At 60.6% G+C, this 19,372-nt stretch carries 15 protein-coding genes; 5 read left to right on the top strand and 10 right to left on the bottom strand.

All coding sequences use genetic code 11. From position 1 onward, the window contains the following. Nucleotides 1-102 precede the first annotated feature (102 nt). Nucleotides 103-612, top strand: a complete 510-nt coding sequence (gene ssb, locus BUB54_RS07360) for a single-stranded DNA-binding protein (protein WP_048878578.1) — start codon at nucleotides 103-105, stop codon at nucleotides 610-612. Between the two features lie 37 nt (nucleotides 613-649). Here the strand turns inward: ssb and BUB54_RS07355 are convergent, their stop codons facing one another. Continuing rightward, nucleotides 650-2,074 (bottom strand): bifunctional aminoglycoside phosphotransferase/ATP-binding protein, encoded by a 1,425-nt coding sequence (locus BUB54_RS07355; RefSeq protein ID WP_052948348.1) that lies wholly within the window; start codon nucleotides 2,072-2,074, stop codon nucleotides 650-652. 288 nt (nucleotides 2,075-2,362) lie between these two features. Between BUB54_RS07355 and BUB54_RS07350 the strand changes: the two genes are divergently transcribed. Further along, nucleotides 2,363-4,273: a sigma-54-dependent Fis family transcriptional regulator gene (locus BUB54_RS07350; RefSeq protein ID WP_073211404.1), complete on the top strand. Its 1,911-nt coding sequence runs from the start codon at nucleotides 2,363-2,365 to the stop codon at nucleotides 4,271-4,273. A gap of 179 nt (nucleotides 4,274-4,452) precedes the next feature. Further along, a complete protein-coding gene (locus BUB54_RS07345) occupies nucleotides 4,453-5,136 on the top strand; it encodes a CBS domain-containing protein (RefSeq protein ID WP_217652452.1) in 684 nt (227 codons plus the stop codon). A gap of 142 nt (nucleotides 5,137-5,278) precedes the next feature. Here the strand turns inward: BUB54_RS07345 and BUB54_RS07340 are convergent, their stop codons facing one another. The 6 genes from BUB54_RS07340 to BUB54_RS07315 form a co-directional block, all read right to left on the bottom strand. Further along, on the bottom strand, nucleotides 5,279-5,791 hold the full coding sequence (locus BUB54_RS07340) for a ferritin-like domain-containing protein (protein WP_048878576.1): 513 nt from the start codon (nucleotides 5,789-5,791) through the stop codon (nucleotides 5,279-5,281). After that, entirely contained in the window at nucleotides 5,775-7,139 is a 1,365-nt protein-coding gene (gene hemN / locus BUB54_RS07335) for an oxygen-independent coproporphyrinogen III oxidase (RefSeq protein WP_073211400.1), read from the bottom strand. The genes BUB54_RS07340 and hemN overlap by 17 nt, the downstream gene beginning before the upstream one ends. Nucleotides 7,140-7,185: 46 nt before the next feature. Then, nucleotides 7,186-8,100: a cysteine synthase A gene (cysK, locus tag BUB54_RS07330; protein WP_048878574.1), complete on the bottom strand. Its 915-nt coding sequence runs from the start codon at nucleotides 8,098-8,100 to the stop codon at nucleotides 7,186-7,188. A gap of 163 nt (nucleotides 8,101-8,263) precedes the next feature. Further along, nucleotides 8,264-9,703, bottom strand: coding sequence for a Hint domain-containing protein (locus BUB54_RS07325; RefSeq protein ID WP_175556477.1), 1,440 nt, complete (start codon nucleotides 9,701-9,703; stop codon nucleotides 8,264-8,266). A 153-nt stretch (nucleotides 9,704-9,856) separates the two neighbouring features. Beyond that, complete coding sequence (locus BUB54_RS07320; RefSeq protein ID WP_052948346.1) at nucleotides 9,857-10,237, bottom strand: DUF934 domain-containing protein; 381 nt, start codon at nucleotides 10,235-10,237, stop codon at nucleotides 9,857-9,859. Beyond that, nucleotides 10,224-12,218: a DUF2849 domain-containing protein gene (locus BUB54_RS07315; protein WP_048878573.1), complete on the bottom strand. Its 1,995-nt coding sequence runs from the start codon at nucleotides 12,216-12,218 to the stop codon at nucleotides 10,224-10,226. The genes BUB54_RS07320 and BUB54_RS07315 overlap by 14 nt, the downstream gene beginning before the upstream one ends. Nucleotides 12,219-12,513: 295 nt before the next feature. Between BUB54_RS07315 and epsC the strand changes: the two genes are divergently transcribed. After that, nucleotides 12,514-13,455 (top strand): serine O-acetyltransferase EpsC, encoded by a 942-nt coding sequence (gene epsC, locus BUB54_RS07310; RefSeq protein ID WP_048878572.1) that lies wholly within the window; start codon nucleotides 12,514-12,516, stop codon nucleotides 13,453-13,455. 3 nt (nucleotides 13,456-13,458) lie between these two features. On the opposite strand, the gene BUB54_RS07305 is transcribed toward epsC, so the two are convergent. Further along, entirely contained in the window at nucleotides 13,459-15,549 is a 2,091-nt protein-coding gene (locus tag BUB54_RS07305) for a hybrid sensor histidine kinase/response regulator (protein WP_082075636.1), read from the bottom strand. A 237-nt stretch (nucleotides 15,550-15,786) separates the two neighbouring features. Then, entirely contained in the window at nucleotides 15,787-17,631 is a 1,845-nt protein-coding gene (ilvD, locus tag BUB54_RS07300) for a dihydroxy-acid dehydratase (protein WP_048878571.1), read from the bottom strand. Nucleotides 17,632-17,796: 165 nt separating this feature from the next. On the opposite strand from ilvD, the gene BUB54_RS07295 reads away from it, so the two are divergent. After that, complete coding sequence (locus tag BUB54_RS07295; protein WP_073211397.1) at nucleotides 17,797-18,309, top strand: septal ring lytic transglycosylase RlpA family protein; 513 nt, start codon at nucleotides 17,797-17,799, stop codon at nucleotides 18,307-18,309. On the opposite strand, the gene adhP is transcribed toward BUB54_RS07295, so the two are convergent. Next, a complete protein-coding gene (gene adhP, locus BUB54_RS07290; RefSeq protein ID WP_048878570.1) occupies nucleotides 18,306-19,334 on the bottom strand; it encodes an alcohol dehydrogenase AdhP in 1,029 nt (342 codons plus the stop codon). The genes BUB54_RS07295 and adhP overlap by 4 nt on opposite strands. Nucleotides 19,335-19,372 lie beyond the last annotated feature (38 nt).

Raw genomic sequence — 19,372 nt, 5'->3', positions numbered from 1 at the left:
AATGTTCTTGAAGAATAGGGGCTCATGCCGTATAAAGCAACGCTGGTCTCCGGGTGCCAGATGCGCTATTCTGGAAAACAATTTTGAGTTGTAGAGGTCCGTATGGCTGGTAGTGTGAATAAGGTAATTATCGTGGGCAATCTGGGCCGCGACCCGGAGGTCCGCAACACGCAATCCGGCATGAAAGTCGTGAATCTGGCAGTGGCCACCTCCGAGAGCTGGAACGACAAAGCCTCCGGCGAACGTAAGGAACTGACCGAATGGCACCGTGTCGTCATCATGAACGACCGGCTGGCCGACGTAGCGGAGAAATATCTGCGCAAGGGCTCCAAGGTCTATCTGGAAGGCAAGCTGCAAACCCGGAAATGGACCGACCAGTCCGGCCAGGAACGTTATACCACCGAGATCATGATCGGCCGCTTCAATGGCGAGTTGGTTCTGCTCGACCGTCCTTCGAACAATGCCGGCATGGGTGGCGGGTACAGCGGCGGTGAGGATTACGCGCCCCGCCCCGCAACCTCCGCCAAAGCTCCTGCCCGCGCCGTCGGCGGCTGGGACACGCGCCCGGGTAGTGGCCCAGGTAACGATTTGGACGACGAAATTCCGTTCTAATCGGCTCAATCCTGATGGATGCCCCACGGGGCGTCCATCAACCGGCCAGAACCTGTCTCCACTCCGCTGCGGGTTCAGCCAAGCGCCTTTGGGCGCGCAACACTTCCACCCCGGCATCAGACGCATCGTTTCGCCGCGCGGTCAGGCGGGCTTCCAGCACTGCATCCGGCGCATCAAGCCAATGACCTTGAAACGGCACGTTGAGCCGCACGGCCAGGGCTGCGGCCTCGTCGCGCTCCGCCCGGCGCAAAAACGCCGCATCCAGAATAACACTATATCCCGCGCGCAAATCCGCTTCGGCCAGGGTCAGCATGTGAGCATAAACCCGTGCGCTGGCCTCACGGGTATAAGCACTTTCCGGTAGCCTTGTTTCCGGCGCCACCCCAGCCAGCCGCTTGCGCAGCACGTCGGAGCGCACTACCCGCGCCCCCGGATAAGGCGAAAAATCAGGCGCCAGTTTCGCCGCCAGGGTGGATTTTCCGGTGCCGCTGCACCCCCCCACCGCCAACAGGCACGGCTGACCGGGCCGCAGCGCCGTTGCCGCGAGCGTCAAATAATCAGCGTTCACCAGCCCCTGCGCCACGCTCACATGCGCCCGGATGCAAGCCCGCACCGCGATGAATAGCGGCAGCAAGACCAGTCCCTCCTCATCGGCGCTGACATCTAAATAGCGGTTGGCCACCAGCGCGGCACCGGCTTTATCGCCCCGGTGCAGAAGGTCCATCAGCAGAAAAGCGAGGTCGTACAAAACATCGATTCTGGCGAATTCTTCCGAGAATTCAATGCAGTCGAACAATACCGGCCGCCCTTCCAGCAGCAGGATATTGCCCATATGCAAATCCCCGTGGCAGCGCCGCACCTTGCCCGCCTTGGCCCGCCGGGCAAGCAAAGGCGCGTGCAGCGCATAAGCCGCCCTCACCGCCGCGTTCAACGCCGCCACGGCTTCGGCATCAAAAGGCGGGCAAGCGGCACAAAGCTGGGCGGCATTGCCTTCAATCACCGGCGCCAGTCCCGCCCCTGATACAATCTCGGCCTGGGCATGAAACGCGGCAATTGTATCCGCCAGTTCCCGAAGTATACCCGGCGCCAGCGGCAAGGGCTGAGCGGCCAGCAAGGCGCCATCGGGAAACCGCCGCATCTCCAGCACATATTCCACAGGCACGCCCGGCCCATTCCACTCCAGCCCACCACTTGCCGCACGGGTCAAAACCCGCACACGCCGGTATAAATCCGGCGCGGTGCGACGGTTCAGCTCCAGCTCCCGTTCGCAAAACTGCTTCCGGGCGGCGAGGCTGGAATAATCAACATAAGGCAGATGCACGGCGCGTTTGAGCTTCAGCGCCACATCTTCTGCCAGATACACACGCGAGATATGGGTGGAGATCACCGCCTCCGCGTCACGGGCCAAAAAAGCGACGGCCTCGGCCTGTACTGCCTCCCTTGGCGGGTCCGCTTCAGCCATGCGGCCCAGCGGCCTTACTAGTCACGCGTGTGATCGCGACACTCCCGGACATCCTGTCCATCATCCTGTTTCAAATTGGCACGCGGCAGCATAATACCCCACACACCACCACTTTCATACCGTGCCGAAACGATATACTGTGTCATTATGGATCAGGGTATTTTTCACTTGCCAGCTATACCCGGCGTCCCTACGACGTCTTCCAGGGGCGACGACAAATCAACCCTTGCAAGGCGTGACAGCGTCAAAAATATAAAAATGAAGATGGGATAGGAGCGCAGCCAATCCATGGAACCATTTCGCCTCGCGGCTTTGAGCGACAGGTTACCTGCTTCAGCGGGCCAAACGCAAGGGGTGGACCCAGGCGATATCAGCCGTTCCTGGCAACGCTGCCGCATGGCGGGGCTGGCGCCGGAGCAAAACCGTGTGGATCAGCCGCATTTTTCCTCGGCTGAACGCCGCGTCGCAGCGGAACGCCGCTCCACGCTCATCACCCACGCCCGGCCGATAATGGATTATTTCTACGGCCAGATTAAAGATTCCGGCTGCGTCATGCTACTCTCAGACGATACTGGCCTGCTGCTGGAATCCGCTGGAGATCTGGATTTCTGCAACCGCGCGGCAAAAGTCGCCCTCACACCCGGCGCCAGCTGGGCGGAGGATGCACGCGGCACCAACGCCATCGGCACCGCCCTAATCGAGGGTAAGCCGATCGTGGTGAACGGCACTGAGCATTATCTGCGCCACAACAGTTTCCTGGCGTGTGCCGCCGCGCCGCTGACCGAACCAGGCGGCAAGCTTCTGGGAGTGATCGATATTTCCTGCGACTCACGGCGCTATCACCCGCATACGTTCGGGCTGGTGCGGGCAGCGGCGCAGATGATCGAAAACCGGATTTTTGAAATCTCCTTCGCCCACAACACCAAGCTGCGCTTCCATTATTCCTCTGAGTGCCTGGGCAGCATGGTGGAAGGCGCCATCGCCATTGACGAGGAAGGCGTGATTCTCGGCGCCAACCGCTCGGGCTTCGCCCTGCTGGGACTGCGACCGGAAGATATCGGCACACAGGAATTCGGCCGCTATTTCGGCCTCACTATGCGCGATCTCATCGACATGGAACACCGCGCTGGCGGCCGCCCGCTGGTGGTGCATCCACGCCGGGGCGAAACGCTTTACGTCTCCGTGGAGCAAACGCGTGGGCCGTTGATCCGCCGCCCGCCGCTCAGCGCGCCGGAAGCCCCAAAGCTGGACGCCCTCGCCGCGCTGGATACCGGGGATGAACGCGTGAACCGCGCCATCAGCCAGCTCCGCCGCGTACTGGGGCGCAAAGTGCCGGTTCTGCTGCAAGGTGAAACCGGTGCCGGTAAGGATTTCTTCGCCCGCGCCATTCACGAAGCCGGGCCGCGCGCCAATGGCCCCTTCGTGGCGGTAAACTGCGCCGCCTTGCCGGAAACGCTGATCGAAGCGGAATTGTTCGGCCACGCCCCCGGCGCCTTTACCGGCGCCCGTAAAGAAGGTTCAGCGGGCCGCATCCGCGAGGCCCATGGCGGCACCCTGTTCCTAGATGAAATCGGCGACATGCCACTTTCCATGCAGACCCGCCTGCTGCGGGTTCTGGAGGAAGGTGTGGTCACCCCCATCGGTGGTAAGCCGGTGGCGGTGGATTTCCTGCTGGTCAGCGCCACCCATGCGGATTTCTCGACCCGCATTGCTGAAAAAACTTTCCGCGAGGACCTGTATTACCGCCTCAACGGCCTCGCCGTGTCCCTGCCCCCCTTGCGGGAACGCACGGACCTGCCCGCCCTCATCAACCGCATTCTGGAACGCGAGGCCCAAGGCCGTCAGGTCGGTACGCCGCGCCTCTCTCCAGAACTGGCCAAAGCCTTCGCGGAATATCGCTGGCCGGGCAATTTGCGGCAGCTTTCCGGCATATTGCGCACCGCCTGCCTGATGCTGGACGATGACGAGACTGAGCTGTGCCTGCACCACCTCAGCGAAGAAGCCATGCTGGACCTCACCACCCAGCAATGCGCACCAAAAAACGTGGAGCAGCCTGGCGGCACGCTCCGGGCGCAGTCAGATGCGATGATCGCCGGGGCGGTTTCCGAAGCGGGCGGCAATATCGCCGCCGCGGCACGAGCGTTGGGTATCAGCCGTAACACGCTGTACCGTCGACTCGCCGCCATGCGCACACACTAGGCAGCGCGCGACTCCAAACTGGCGTGAAGGCGCGCTACCATGCGCCTTCACGCCAGTTCCGGGCAATCTGGTCTGAACGCGGGGCTGCCTTGACATGAATCCAGGTGTCCAGGGCGGTCATGAGGGTATTGTAGCGATTACGTTACATATCAGAGGATATTATGATCGTTGCCGATGTCATGACCACCGAAGTGGTCGCCGTGCAGCCGGAAACCAGCTTGGCTGAAGCTGCCGGCTGGATGGTGCGTCACCATGTCAGCGGCCTGCCGGTGCTGGATGCAGACGGCAAGCTTATCGGTATTCTGACAGAGGGCGACCTGCTGCACCGCCCGGAACTCGGCACATGTGGACGCCATGGCGGCTGGATGCGCGGGATCATGCGCGCCGAAACGCTGGCTGCTGAATATGCCCACACGCACGGCCGCCAAGTGGGCGACGTGATGACCCGCAACCCCACCTTCGTGCGCCCCGACATGCCGCTGGCCAAAGCCGCTGAGCTGATGCGCCACAAGCAGATCAAGCGCCTGCCCGTGATACGCGATGACAGCTTGGTGGGTATGCTCAGCCGGTTCGACATTCTGCGCGCCCTGGCCGCCCGGCTGGATGAATCCTGCGAAGAAGCCAGTGACACTGACATTCTCACCGCGATCGAAACCGCCATGGCTGATGAGCCCTGGGTGCCGCGCACCGGCATGCGGCTGTATGTGCAGCAAGGGCATGTGAAAATCGAAGGCAAGGTTGGCTCTGCACATGAGGCGCGCGCCTTGGGCATTCTAGTCCGCAACACTCGCGGCGTGACAGCGGTGGAGAACTGTCTGGAGATCACCAGCCACGCCATGTCATTCGAAACAGAAATGGAATGACTTTTTGTCGTTGCTTGATTTGAATCAAGGAATTTGCCGCCAGGGAGAGGCATAAATTGTTCATCCCAAAGCGGATACACTCCCCAAACTTGGCCCTGTCATGGCAATCCATGGCAGGGTTTTTTCTTTCAAAACACACCGCTCAGCGCGGCACCACCAAGGCCCGCATGGCGGCTATGTGCGCTTCTTCCTCCTTCAGGATCAAACGCAGAAGCGCCGCGCTGTCGCGGTCGCGCTGGGCCAGAAACCGGATCGCCGCGCGGTAGAGCTTCACCATGCCGCGCTTGGCCAGTAAGCTGCTCACCACCACCGGCAAAGTCTCCGCCACCTCCCCCAAAGAATGCGCCAGCAGAACAGGCGGTTCGCCGCCCAGCGCGGCAATACGCTGGGCAAGCTGCGCCAGATGCCGGCGCTCCATGGCCTCACGGCGGGTGAATGTATCCTGCAGCGCCTCATTGGGCGCGCCCTCAAGGCGGAGCAATAAAAGCTGGTAACGCTGGGCTGAAAGCGCCTCCGCCCGGTAGAGCAGGCCGAGCAGCTTCACCCCGGTATTGGCCGGAATTGGCCGAATGCCCAAAAGCTGCCCCGCTTCATCCCGCAACGCGGCGATCAGCGTGGAAAAAACTTGCGGCTGTACGTCAGACGGCGCGTGCATGGCGTGGCTGGCTGCTCTCCCTGCCGCGCAGATACGCATCAAACAAGGCGGCGACATTGCGCACAAAAGGCCGCCCGCGCTCTGTCACGCGCAAACGTGCCCCGTTCCATTCCACCAGCCCGTCACTTTCAAAGCCTGAAAGCGGCGCGGCCGCCGCCAGCAAGGGGGCTGCCTGCGCGCCAAAAGTTTGCGCCATGGCGGGCAGATCCACCGCGAGGTCACACATAATCCGCTCAATCACGGCACGCCGCAGCCTATCTTCATGGCTAAGCGCCACGCCCCGCGCAACCGGCAGCCTGCCTTGCGCGAGGCTGGCTTCATAGGCCGGAATGCTGGGCAGATTCTGCACATAGCCTTCCGGTAGCGCACCAATGGCACTTGCGCCAAGCCCTATCAGCACAGAGGCGGCATCCGTTGTGTAGCCTTGAAAACCACGCTGCAACGCCCCCGTGTGGGCTGCATTGGCCATTGCATCCGCAGGGTGTGCGTAATGGTCTAGCCCAACAGGAACCATGCCACCTTCCTCGGCCAAAACCCCGCGAATCGTCGCCTCCTGCCGCAGCCGCGCCAAGCCCATCGGCAAAGCCGCCTCAGGCATCAATTTCTGGTGCTTTTTCATCCAGGGCACATGGGCATAGCCAAAAACTGCGGCTCGGTCGGGCGCCAGCTCCAGCGCGAGCCGGGCGGTTCGTGTCACGGACTCTTCGGTCTGGTGCGGCAGGCCGTAAATCAGATCGAGATTGACCGAGGCTACCCCCAACCGGCGCAGTCCTTCAGCCGCGTCCCGTGTTTCATCAAAGCTTTGCATTCGGCCAATGGCCTTTTGCACCGTCTCATCAAAATCCTGCACGCCCAGGCTGGCGCGCGTCACCCCCATTTGCGCCAGCGCCTCCAACTTTCCTGGCGGCAGCGAGGCCGGGTCGATCTCAATGGCAATCTCGGCATCCGGCGCCACGTCAAACCGCACCCGGATCAGCTCCATCAGTGCGTCCAGGCAGTCATCCGGCAAGGAGGTCGGCGTGCCACCGCCCCAATGGATCTGCGAAACCCGCGCCCGGCGCCCCAGCCTATCCGCCACCAGCCCAATCTCGCGCGCCAGCGCCTGCGCGTAGTTCCGCTTGGGCCGGTCATGATGCACCACGGTGGTATGGCAGCCGCAATAAAGGCAAAGTCGATCACAGAACGGCACATGCAGATAAAGCGAGATCGCCGCATCCGGCGGCAGGGCTACAAGCCAATGCGCATACTCGCCCACGCCGATTCCATCGTGGAAATGAGGGGCTGTGGGATAGCTAGTATAGCGCGGCACACGGCCGTCATAACGGGCAATAAGATCAGCGTCGGTCATGGCCCAGAGCCATGACACACCGCCCCCCTCACCGCCTTGATGAAGGTCAACCCGGGAGGAACTCCGGCACCGAGAGGTAACGCTCACCTGTATCGTAATTAAAGCCCAGCACTCTGCTGCCTTCGGGCAGGTCCGGCAGCTTCTTGGCGATGGCCGCCAGCGTGGCACCGGAGGAAATCCCTACCAGCAATCCCTCTGTTATGGCGGATTGTCGGGCGAAGCTCTTGGCTTCCTCGGCCTCCACAGTGATCACCCCGTCTATCGCCGCGGGGTGGAAGTTACCCGGCACAAACCCAGCCCCAATCCCCTGGATCGGGTGCGGCCCCGGCGTCCCACCGGACAGCACCGGCGAGGCTGCGGGCTCAACGGCAAACACTTTCAAATCCGGCCAATGTTTCTTCAACGCCTCGGCACAGCCGGTCAGGTGCCCGCCCGTCCCCACACCGGAGATGATCACATCCAGCCCCTCCGGGAAATCCGCCAGAATCTCCTGCGCCGTGGTACGGCTATGCACCTCGACATTGGCCGGGTTTTCAAATTGCTGGGGAATAAACGCATCCGGGATCTGCGCTTTCAGCTCCATCGCGCGGGCAATGGCGCCCTTCATTCCCTTTTCCTTCGGCGTCAGATCAAAGCTGGCACCATAAGCCTGCATCAACCGCCGCCGCTCGATGGACATACTCTCCGGCATCACCAAAATCAGCTTATAGCCCTTCACCGCCGCCACCAAAGCCAGCCCCACGCCGGTATTGCCGGAGGTCGGCTCGATAATCAGTCCACCGGGCTTCAACTCCCCCGCACGCTCCGCCGCCTCGATCATTGCTAATGCGATCCGGTCCTTGATCGAGCCGCCCGGATTAGTGCGCTCAGACTTTACCCAGACATTCGCCTCGGGAAACAGGCGGGAGAGGCGGATATGCGGCGTCTTGCCTATAGTATCGAGAACAGAGCTGACCGGCATGTTGATCTCCAAGCGTTTTTTCTAATTTGTCGCGCCGATGCGACTTTCGCGCAAGGGCACACAGCTACCTCTAAATTAGGCGCGCATCGGGCTCTCACAAGCATAAGGGGCGCGCTTTTCAGCACGCCCCTCCAGATTATTTACGTCAACTTGTAAAAGCTGCTCAGGCGGCGGCTTGTTCAATCAATAGCCCGGCTCGCTTGTCCAAACGCGCGCGCAAGGCAGGCGGTATCTGCCGGGCGGATTTGGCACGCGGGCAGGCCATTTCAGGAATCCAGGCCGGCGGCTCTTCACGCCCGGTCCAATTGGAGAAGCTCATCCGGTCCACATTATCAACAAAGCTCTCGGCTGGCGCGCCATCGGCCAGCAGCACTTCATGGCTGGCAAGCTCCAGATGATAATAAGAGAATATCTCCGGCACATCCGCTTCACGGATGATATTGACGTTATTCACCAACGCCCCCGCCTGAACCAGAAGCCCGTCGATCCACAAAGCATGGTCAGGGGAAACCAACAAGTCGCGGACCGGCACACCGTCCGCCAACGCCCCCGCCTTGATACGAACCGGCAAAGCCCGCAGCGAGTCGGCAAAGCGTGTGGAAACCGTCGATTGCCCAACCCAGCGCACTGCCAAGGCCATGCCCGCCTGCGTTAATACCATATCCCCAGCTTTAATCTCTTCAACCGCCACTTCACCAGACGGCGTGGCAATCATGGTGCCCGCATAGAAGCAAGGGGCAGAGCCTGTATAAACAAAATACCCGCCCTGCATGGCAAAATCATTGACATTCGCACCCGAGGCCAGGACCACGCTGCTCGCAACGGTGGACGTATAGGAACCACCATGCGTATCAATCAGGCTATATGTGTCACCGCCATTGGCCTGAAGCTCTAGTATATCGCCCACGGCATATATCTGGTCGCCATAGCCAAGATTTGTGATCGTCAAATCGGAGGCGTAAGTTGGAACGCTCAGGATATTAGCCGTTCCGCCGGACGCGACATCAGCAAAATCAATTGTTGCTGTGGATCCACCGGAATTGAACGCTAAATCTGCTCCGCTCAACACAATCGTGCCAGTACCTGCACCATTTGCAAACGTCGCCTGCGCGTCACCGCTTAATTCCAACGTTTGTGAAGCAGACAAAGACAGCGGCTGTCCTGACTCACTTAACGTCCCGCCTGAAATAATCGCTAGACCAGTACCGCTCAGCGACAGACCATTACTCGCGACAAAATTTACATCGGCACCAAGTGTGATTGCGCTGCCGGTATCAACAACAAAATGTTGGGGAGCAAGCTTGCCTGTTCCAGATATTGAAACATCGCCGTCTAGAAGAATCGTTGCGATATTTGCAATCGATTCACTCGAAAAAGAAATAATCGCGCCACTATTGATCGTTACAGCGGTCGCGTATTTCATCCCAGGATAGTTGCCGACGTCATAAGTCGCGTTGTTTACCCAATTCCCTGGGGTCTCCCAATCGGTATTCGACCCAGCGCCCGTCCAAGTCCAGTCGACCATGCACCCTCCAGTGAAAAACCAAATAGATCGAGAGTGGCTTAGGGCATGCCTGGACGATTCAAAAACAAAAAGCAACAAAATAACAGAAAAGTGACTTAATTTTGGATCTATTTTTTATATTTATCCATTTATTGACTGATTTATAAATAATATCGACGACATTTTATCCAAAAAGAAAGGGCGAAGACCAACTCTCCGCCTTTTCTCAACAAATCCGAAAGCCTGTTGCGCTTACGCCGTTTCCAACGCCCGCCCCAGAGACCGCCGCAGCAACTGCCCCGGCTGGCGGTGCTTGGCCAAGGCGGCAGCAAATTGTGCCGGACTGTGTTCGGGCGGGGTGTCGAAGCTTGTAAATCCGCAGGCAATCAGCGCGCCAAACTGGTCCGGCAGAAAATGCCCCACGGCGCGCAAATCCCCTTGATAGCCGCGCTGGCGTAGGCCGCGCGCCAGGGTAAAGCCGCGCCCATCACGAAATTTCGGAAACTCCACCGCAATCACAGCCAATTCCCCCAAACGCGGCAGCAGGGCTGTCAGGTCGGCGTCGGGCGATAGTAGCTCATCCGGCGCGGCAGCATCGACAATCGCTTCGCCCTTGGCATCAATGAGTGGCATAGATCGCTTCCTTGAAGGGTGCGGCGCCTAGGCGCCGGTAAGTGTCGATAAAGCGTTCGCCCGTTTCACGGACATTCAGATATGCATTCACCAGCGCGTCAATCGCGTCCGGCACCTTCGCGGTCGGCACGGCCGGGCCTATAATCTTGCCGATTGCCGCCTTCTCATCCGCAGCCCCACCCAGCGTGATCTGATACACTTCCTCGCCGTTCTTATCGACGCCCAGCAGCCCGATATGGCCAACATGGTGATGCCCGCACGCATTGATGCAGCCGGAAATATTCACATACAACGTGCCGATCTCATGCTGACGCGGCGCCAGCCGCTCGGCGATGCGCTGCGCCACCGGAATGGAACGCGCTGTGGCCAACGCGCAATAATCCATGCCCGGGCACGCGATAATATCCGTCACCAGTCCCAAATTATCGGAAGCGAGCCCGGCCTTCACCAGCGCCCTGAACAGAGCGGGCACATCATCCTTGGCCACATGCGGCAGAACCAGATTTTGCACATGCGACACACGGATCTCGCCGTTGGAATATTTGTCGGCCAGATCCGCGATAATCTCCATTTCCTCGGCACTGGCGTCGCCGGGAATCCCGCCAACAGGCTTCAGCGAAATCACCGCCGACACATAGCCCAGCGCCTTGTGCGGATGCGTGTTCTGCTTCACCCAGCGGGCCAGCGCGCGGTCATCCAGCACCTCCGCTTTCAAAATACCCGTGTCCTGACGCGGGAATTCCGGTGCCGGGAAGCGCGCGGCCACGGCCTGCACAATCTCATCCGTCAGCACGCAATAATCAGCGGGCAGCGCGGCGTACTCATCTTCAACCATCTTGATGAAAGCTTCAGGCTTCATCTCGCGGATCAGAATCTTGATACGCGCCTTGTAAATATTATCGCGGCGGCCAAGCGCGTTATAAACACGCAGAATCGCCTCACAATAACGCAGCAATTCCGCCAGCTTCACCTCCTCACGCAGCTTCACCGCCACATACGGCGAGCGCCCCAGCCCGCCGCCCGCAAACACGCGGAACACTGGCTCACCCTTGTCATTCTTGTAGGCTTCAAGCCCAATGTCATGAACCCGTACCGCCGCACGGTCATGCTCGGCGCCGACAATGGCAATCTTGAACTTGCGCGGCAGATAGGTAAACTCCGGGTGGTCCGTGGACCATTGGCGAATGATCTCTGCATAAAGACGCGGGTCGATAATTTCATCGGCGGCGGCCCCGGCAAATTCATCTGTGGTGGTGTTGCGGATGCAGTTTCCGCTGGTCTGGATGCCATGAATATCCGCCTCGGCCAAAGCTGCCAGCGCGTCAGGCACATCCTCGAGCCGCAGCCAGTTAAACTGGATGTTCTGGCGGGTGGTGAAATGTCCATACCCACGGTCATAATGCCGGGCCACATAAGCCAACTGGCGAAGCTGGGTGGCGCTCAGCACTCCATAGGGAATTGCAATACGCAGCATGTAGGCATGAAGCTGCAGATACACACCATTCATCAGCCGCAGCGGCTTGAATTCTTCCTCGGATAATTCCCCTGCCTGGCGCCGCGCCACCTGGGCGCCGAACTCCTTGGCGCGCTGGCGCAAAAAGTCCCGATCATAATCATCGTAACGGTAAATCCCTGCGAAAGGCGAGGTTGAGCTCTCAGAGGGCAGCGGCGGCAGCGCCTTGGCACCATCATGCCACACACCGGCCGGTAAATCCGCACGGACAGACGGCCCCCGCGCGCGGATCTGCTCACGATGCGCGACAGGGAACAGCTTGCCATCCTCCTGCGTCACATCCACAGCGCGAATATCAACCACATGCAGCTCCGCGTCCGCGGGCTTGGCCTGGTCCAAAGCAGCCTCCAGCCCGACCTCGTCATAGGCGCGGGCCTGATCCACATGTTCAGCCCACCCGGCCTCCCCGGCGAACCAGACGGAAATACCATCCGCCAGCCGGTTTCCTGTAATCACATGCAATGCCATTTTCGGGTCTGCTCTCTCACTCACCAAACTTCCGCGCCGGGCAAAAATCTCCTCTCCACCAGCAGCACGGACCCAGCAGAGAGATTTTTTTCTACACCAAACCGCCAAAAAAGAAAAATAATAGACGGTTTTGCTCTACACATTCGCGCCCGCACCAAATTTTTCCACGAGTCCAATAGGCCAGAGGCAATTCCCACACCCAGGCCAAACCTGCCCATCTTTTCAGCCCGTTTACAGCCACCAGCGGCTGCACTAGCCTCTATCATGAAACTGCCAACTATACCGGGTTCATCCCATGGGCATTGACGACCAGACAGCCAAGGTCCCCGCTGCCACGCAAACCAGCGCGTCCAATCTGGACGCCATTGTTGCTGGCCTGCGCCATTCGCGCGAGGTCACGCACAAAATCCGCTATCAGGGCCATGTGCGTGAACTCCCGTCCCGTGACGCACTCATCCGCATCCGCGACGGGCTATTCGCGGCCTTATTCCCCAGCCATTACGGCTGCCCGGACCTGACTGACGAAACCATCGATTATTTTGTCGGCCTCACCCTCACCCGCACCCTGGCCGCCCTGACCGAGCAAGTACGCCGCGGCCTGCTGTTTCTGGCGCCGGAAAACAAAGCCCGGTTCGAGGAGGCTGAATGCGCCGCCTGCGACATCGTGCGCGACTTCGCGGCCCAACTCCCCGCTATCCGCACCGCCCTGGTGGGCGACGTCAAAGCCGCTTATTCCGGTGACCCGGCCGCGACCTCCCTGGCGGAAGTACTGCTCTGCTATCCAGGCATACGCGCCGTTATCCATCACCGCCTTGCCCATGCGCTCTACAAGCTGGGCGCGCCCCTGGTGCCGCGTTTACTGGCCAGCATCTCCCAGACTGAAACCGCCATCGACATTCACCCGGAAGCTAAAATCGGCCCGCATTTCTTCATCGACCACGGAATCGGCGTGGTGATCGGCCAAACCACCGTCATCGGCGAGAATGTGCGGCTCTACCAGCACGTCACGCTCGGCGCGAAAAGCTTTACCGAGGACGAGACCGGCGCACTGGTCAAAGGCGAGCCGCGCCACCCGATCATCGAGGATAATGTAGTGATCTATGCGGGCGCCACCATTCTAGGCCGCGTCACCGTCGGGCGGGATTCGGTGATTGGCGGCAATGTCTGGCTCACCCGCTCCGTGCCGCCGGGCAGCTTTGTCTCCCAGGCCCAGAACCGCCTAGCCGACAGCGAATAACCCCTACCCGCGCAGCATCTCGCAAATGGTCTGCGCCAGATCCGTCATCGCGAACGGCTTGGCGATGACGGCCATCCCAGGCTCAAGCTCCTGGCCGGATAAAGCTTGTTCCGCATAGCCGGTGATAAACAGCACTTTCAGCGTCGGGTCCGCAGCGCGCGCCAGCACCGCCAGTTCCTGCCCATCTACCCCGCCGGGCAGGCCAAGATCCGCCACCAGCAGCCTCACCCCTTTTTGCTCCCGCAGCACGCTCTGCGCGGCGGAGGCGTGTTCGGCTTCCAGCACCTCAAAACCGGCCTCGCGCAACATTTCCACAATCGGCGCGCGGACCATTACCTCATCATCCACCACCAGCACCCGCTCGCCCCGACGGGCACGCGGCAAACGCCCCGCCACCGGCTCCATCTCCGGCGCGGCCTCACCCGTATGGCACGGCAGATAAACAAACACCCGCGTCCCCAGCCCAGGCATGGACTGCACATCCACATGTCCGCCAGATTGCCGGACAAACCCATGCACCATGGAAAGCCCCAACCCGGTGCCCTGCCCCACCGGTTTGGTGGTGAAAAACGGATCGAAAATTCGTCCCAGAATATCCTTTGGAATCCCAAACCCGGTATCGGTCACGCAAATCGACAGATACTTGCCCAGCGGCAGATCAAACTCGCGCGCCTTCTCTGCATCCAGCCGCTGATGGGTAATCTCAAAACTGAGGCGCCCGCCATTGGGCATCGCATCACGCGCATTGATAGAGAGGTTCAACAGCGCATTCTCAAGCTGCACAGCATCCACCAGCACGGCGCAGCACTCTTCGGGCACCATCACATCCAGCGTGATAGCTGGCCCAACGGCGCGCTGGATCAGATCGCTCACCCCCTTCACCAGCCGCCCGGCATCCACAGGTCGCGGGTCGAGCGTCTGGCGGCGGGAGAACGCCAGCAGCCTTTGCGTGAGCGACGCCGCGCGTTGGGCAGAATCCTGCGCCCCGCGCAAAAACCGCTCCAGCCCTTGCGTCTGCCCCTGCTCCAGGCGCCGCCCGAGTAATTCCAGGCTGCCGCTGATTCCCTGCAGCAGATTATTAAAATCATGCGCAATCCCGCCGGTCAGTTGGCCCACCGCCTCCATTTTCTGCGCCTGGCGCAACGCCTCATGCGCCTCGGTCAGTTCCTTGGTGCTGGCGGCCACGCGTTGCTCAAGCGTTTCATTGGCTTCACGCACACGCTGGATCAGCCGTGCATTCTCAATGGCAATCGCCGCCTGCGCTGCCAAGCCTCTCATCAGTTCCTCATGCCGGGCGGTAAAACGCGCGCGCGCCGGGTGCCCCAACAGCAACGTGCCAATCGGCCGCCCCTCGCGTGAGGCCACGGGCACGGCCATATAGCTGGACACCGGCAAATGCCCTTTCGGCATCCCGCTCAGCGGCAAATTCAGCCCATAGCGCGGGTCGGCGGTAATATCATCCAGCCTGATAATCGCCGCGCTCTCAAACGTTTCCGAAAGCAGGATCGTCCGGCGCGGCATCGGAAAATGCGCGAAGGCCGCACGCGGTGCACCGGAGAGCGTGTAGAGCATCATACGCTCCCCGGCCTCGTTCACCACATGATAGAAAAAAGCGCCAAACGCCGCGCGGGAGAGCTCCACCCCGGCATCCGTCACCATCTGGAGGATCTTTTCCGGGTCTTTCTCGGCGATGGTCGCGGTGGCGATATAGTTAAGGCTCTCCAGCGCGCGGCGATGCTCCTGCAAGGCTTGGCTGCTTAGCTCATGCGCCTGCTCAAAAAATCCCGCAACACGCCCACGCTCATCCAACACGGGAATAATATCGTGGTGCCAGAGCATCTCTTCCTGGCGGCCGCTTGCCCCTAGCTTGATATGCAACCGCTCAAACCCAGCGCGTTGCTGCTCGTGTAAACGGCGCAGCCTTGGCGCCCGCTCCGCCCAGCCCTCCGGCCAAGCCTCATCGGCGGGGTGGCCCAGAGCCCCCTCGGGCTGCATCCCATGCAGCTCGCCCCATGCGCCGTTGAACAGCATCAACCGCGCCTCGCCCCAATAAAGGCAGGACGGCAAAGGCGAGCTAAGACAGACATGCCACATCAGGCGCAGTGTATGGGGCCAGCATTCAACAGGCCCCAGGCATGTTTGCTGCCCATTAGGCGCCGTTATGTGCACCGTTTTTCTACCCCTGCCATCGCAAATGCTTTCCACCTTAAGCTGCAACTTCAGGTTCACTTCGTTCAAGCAACACCATTAATGCAGCTTTGCACGTGAAAGGAAAGCATTTGTGTCGTTTTTGAAACCGGAAATAGATTAACTTTTTCCGGCTCCAAAAAGTCAGCGTTCGACTTGGGTCACATCCCGTACCGCGCCCTTAGCGGCGTTGGTGGTCATGGCCGCATAGGCCCGCAGCGCCGGGGAGACGTTGCGCTTGCGCGGCTCGGCGGGCTTCCACCCCTTTGCGTCCTGCGCGGCGCGACGTTCAGCCAGAACCTCATCCGCAACATTGAGCGTCACACCTCGATTTGGAATGTCGATCAGGATCTCATCGCCCGTCTCCACTAGTCCGATCAACCCGCCTTCCGCCGCTTCCGGCGAGACATGGCCGATAGAAAGCCCGGACGTGCCGCCGGAGAAACGCCCATCGGTAATCAAAGCGCAGGCTTTGCCCAGGCCCTTGGATTTCAGATAACTGGTCGGGTACAGCATCTCCTGCATACCGGGCCCGCCCTTCGGCCCTTCATAGCGGATCACCACAATCTCACCCGCCTTCACGACGCCGCTCAAAATCCCCGAGACCGCCGTATCCTGGCTCTCAAACACCCGCGCGGTGCCCCTGAAGGTCAGAATGCTCTCGTCCACGCCTGCGGTTTTCACGATACAGCCTTCCGGCGCCAGATTGCCGAACAGCACCGCCAGCCCGCCATCCTTCGAGAATGGATGCGCTGCGGACCGGATCACGCCGTTTTCCCGGTCGGTATCCAGGTCATCCCAGCGCGCATTCTGGCTGAACGCTACCTGGGTCGGCACGCCACCAGGTGCGGCGAGATAGAAATTCTTCACGTCCTCACTATTCGTCCGGGTGATGTCCCACCGGTTCAACGCCTCGCCCATGGTCTTGGAGTGCACGGTCGGCAGAGAGGTATCCAGCAGCCCCGCACGCTCCAACTCGCCCAGGATGGACATGATGCCGCCCGCGCGGTGAACGTCCTCCATATGCACATCGCTCTTCGCAGGGGCCACCTTGCACAGGCACGGGACGCGGCGAGAGAGCCGGTCAATATCCGCCATGGTGAAATCCACCCCGCCTTCCTGCGCGGCGGCCAGCAGATGCAGCACCGTATTGGTGGAGCCGCCCATGGCGATATCCAGGCTCATCGCATTCTCGAACGCCTTGAAGCTGGCGATCCCGCGCGGCAGGGCGGTGGCATCGTCCTGCTCGTACCAGCGCCGGGCCAGATCCACGATTAAATGCCCCGCCTCACGGAACAATTTTTCACGGTCGGCATGGGTCGCCAAAGTCGAGCCATTGCCGGGCAGAGAGAGCCCCAGCGCTTCCGTCAGGCAGTTCATGGAATTGGCGGTGAACATGCCGGAGCACGAACCGCAGGTCGGGCACGCCGAACGCTCGATGGTCTGCACCTCCTCGTCGGAGTAGCTATCATCGGCGGCCACAACCATGGCATCCACCAAGTCCAGCGCGCGCTTGGCCCCCTTCACCACAACCTTGCCCGCTTCCATCGGCCCGCCGGAGACAAACACGGTCGGGATGTTCAGCCGCAGTGAGGCCATCAACATGCCCGGCGTGATCTTGTCGCAGTTGGAGATACACACCAGCGCATCCGCGCAATGGGCGTTGACCATGTATTCCACGCTATCGGCGATCAATTCACGCGACGGCAGTGAATAGAGCATCCCATCATGCCCCATGGCGATGCCGTCATCCACGGCGATGGTGTTAAACTCCTTGGCCACACCGCCTGCGGCCTCAATCTCACCCGCCACCAGTTGCCCGAGATCCTTCAAATGCACATGGCCAGGCACAAACTGCGTGAAGCTATTGGCCACCGCGATAATCGGCTTGCCAAAATCCGCATCTTTCATGCCAGTCGCGCGCCACAGCCCGCGCGCGCCGGCCATATTGCGGCCATGGGTAGTGGTACGGGAACGATAGGCGGGCATAGCGGCTTCTCCAAATCTCACGTTTTTCCTCAATTAAGCCTGTTGCCAAAAAAGGTAAAATGCCTGCCGTATAAACAGCCAGACCGCCAGGCAGTTTCCGGGCCAACATAACGCCCCAACACGGTTTGCCATGCAAAAGCCTCATTCTTGTCCCACAGCCCTTGCATGGTTGTGACCACCCAAACGCCCTGCGGGGCGGCTCGGCAGAGCCGTTCGCGCTTCGCGCCTGCTTTGGCCATCTCCCTGCTGGCGGCCTGCCTGCTTTCGGCCTGCGCCACGCAGCCAGCCGCCGCGCCGCAAGCCAGCCTCACATCGCCGCCCGCCGCTTTGCCAAATCCGCCACCATCCGCGCCTGTTCTGGCTGCCAACGGGCCCAAGATCACCGGCACCGCCTCCTGGTACAAGCCCGGCCCTGGCCTGCACCATACCTGCACGGGCACAACCTTCACCGCCAGCGGCATGACCGCCGCCTCCCACAGCATTCCGCTTGGCACCAAGGTACGCGTAGCCATGCTCGAGGACCCCAGCCGCTCCGTGGTGGTCAAGGTGAATGACTGCATGCCCCATAACGGCCGGCTGCTCGACCTTTCAGAAGGCGCCGCGCGAGATCTGGGGATGATCAGCCAGGGCATCGCCCAGGTCAGCGTCACCCCCGTGAAATTGGTGGACGCGGACTAACCCGCGAAGTCGAGCACCACGCGCCCCTGGATATCGCCCTTATGCATCCGGGTGAAAATCGCGTTGATATCTTCCAGCTTTTCGGTCTCAACCGTGGCTTTCACCTTGCCCTCACCGGCGAAGTTCAACGCCTCCTGCAAATCCAGTCTCGTGCCCACTATCGAGCCCCGCACGGTAATGCCGTTCAGCACCGTGTCAAAAATCGGCAATGGAAAATCTCCCGGCGGCAAACCGTTCAGAGACAAAGTGCCCCCGCGCCGCAGCATCTTCTGCGCCTGCTCGAACGCCTTGGGCGACACCGCCGTCACCAGCACACCATGCGCTCCACCAATTTCGCGCTTCACAAACGCCGCCGGGTCCTCATGTCGCGCATTCACCGCCAGCGCGGCGCCCAGGGACTTTGCCAGTTCCAGCTTGGCATCATCAATATCCACGGCGACCACATTACGGCCCATCGCCTTGGCGTATTGTACGGCCAGATGCCCCAGCCCGCCAATACCGGACACCACCACCCAGTCATCAGGCTTGGTGTCGGTCACTTTCAGCCCTTTGTACACGGTCACACCCGCGCACAGAATCGGTGCGATCTCGGTGAACGAGACATTATCCGGCAGATGGCCGACATAATTCGGGTCCGCCACCACATATTCGGCAAAGCCGCCATTTACTGAATAGCCGGTATTTTGCTGCTCTTCGCACAGCGTCTCCCAGCCGCCCAAACAATGCGGGCAATGGCCACAGGCGCTGTAGAGCCAAGGCACGCCCACACGGTCACCCTCCTTCACATGGCGCACATTGCGCCCTACCGCCACCACATGCCCCACGCCCTCGTGGCCAGGAATAAAAGGCGGTTTCGGCTTCACCGGCCAGTCGCCCTCAGCAGCGTGCAAATCGGTATGGCATACCCCAGAGGCAGCGATCTTCACCAGAATCTGGCTATCGCCCATCTCCGGCACGGGTACTTCCTCAATCGTCAGGGGCTTTCCAAATTCCCGGACAACAGCGGCCTTCATCATTTTCGGCATGTGCGTTTCTTTCCTGCAATGGCGTGAACTGCACCGCC

The sequence above is a fragment of the Acidocella aminolytica 101 = DSM 11237 genome (assembly GCF_900129125.1).
GTDB lineage: Bacteria > Pseudomonadota > Alphaproteobacteria > Acetobacterales > Acetobacteraceae > Acidocella > Acidocella aminolytica.
The sequence above is the reverse complement of the archived record's forward strand: the minus strand, read 5'-3'. Positions and strand labels throughout refer to the sequence as shown.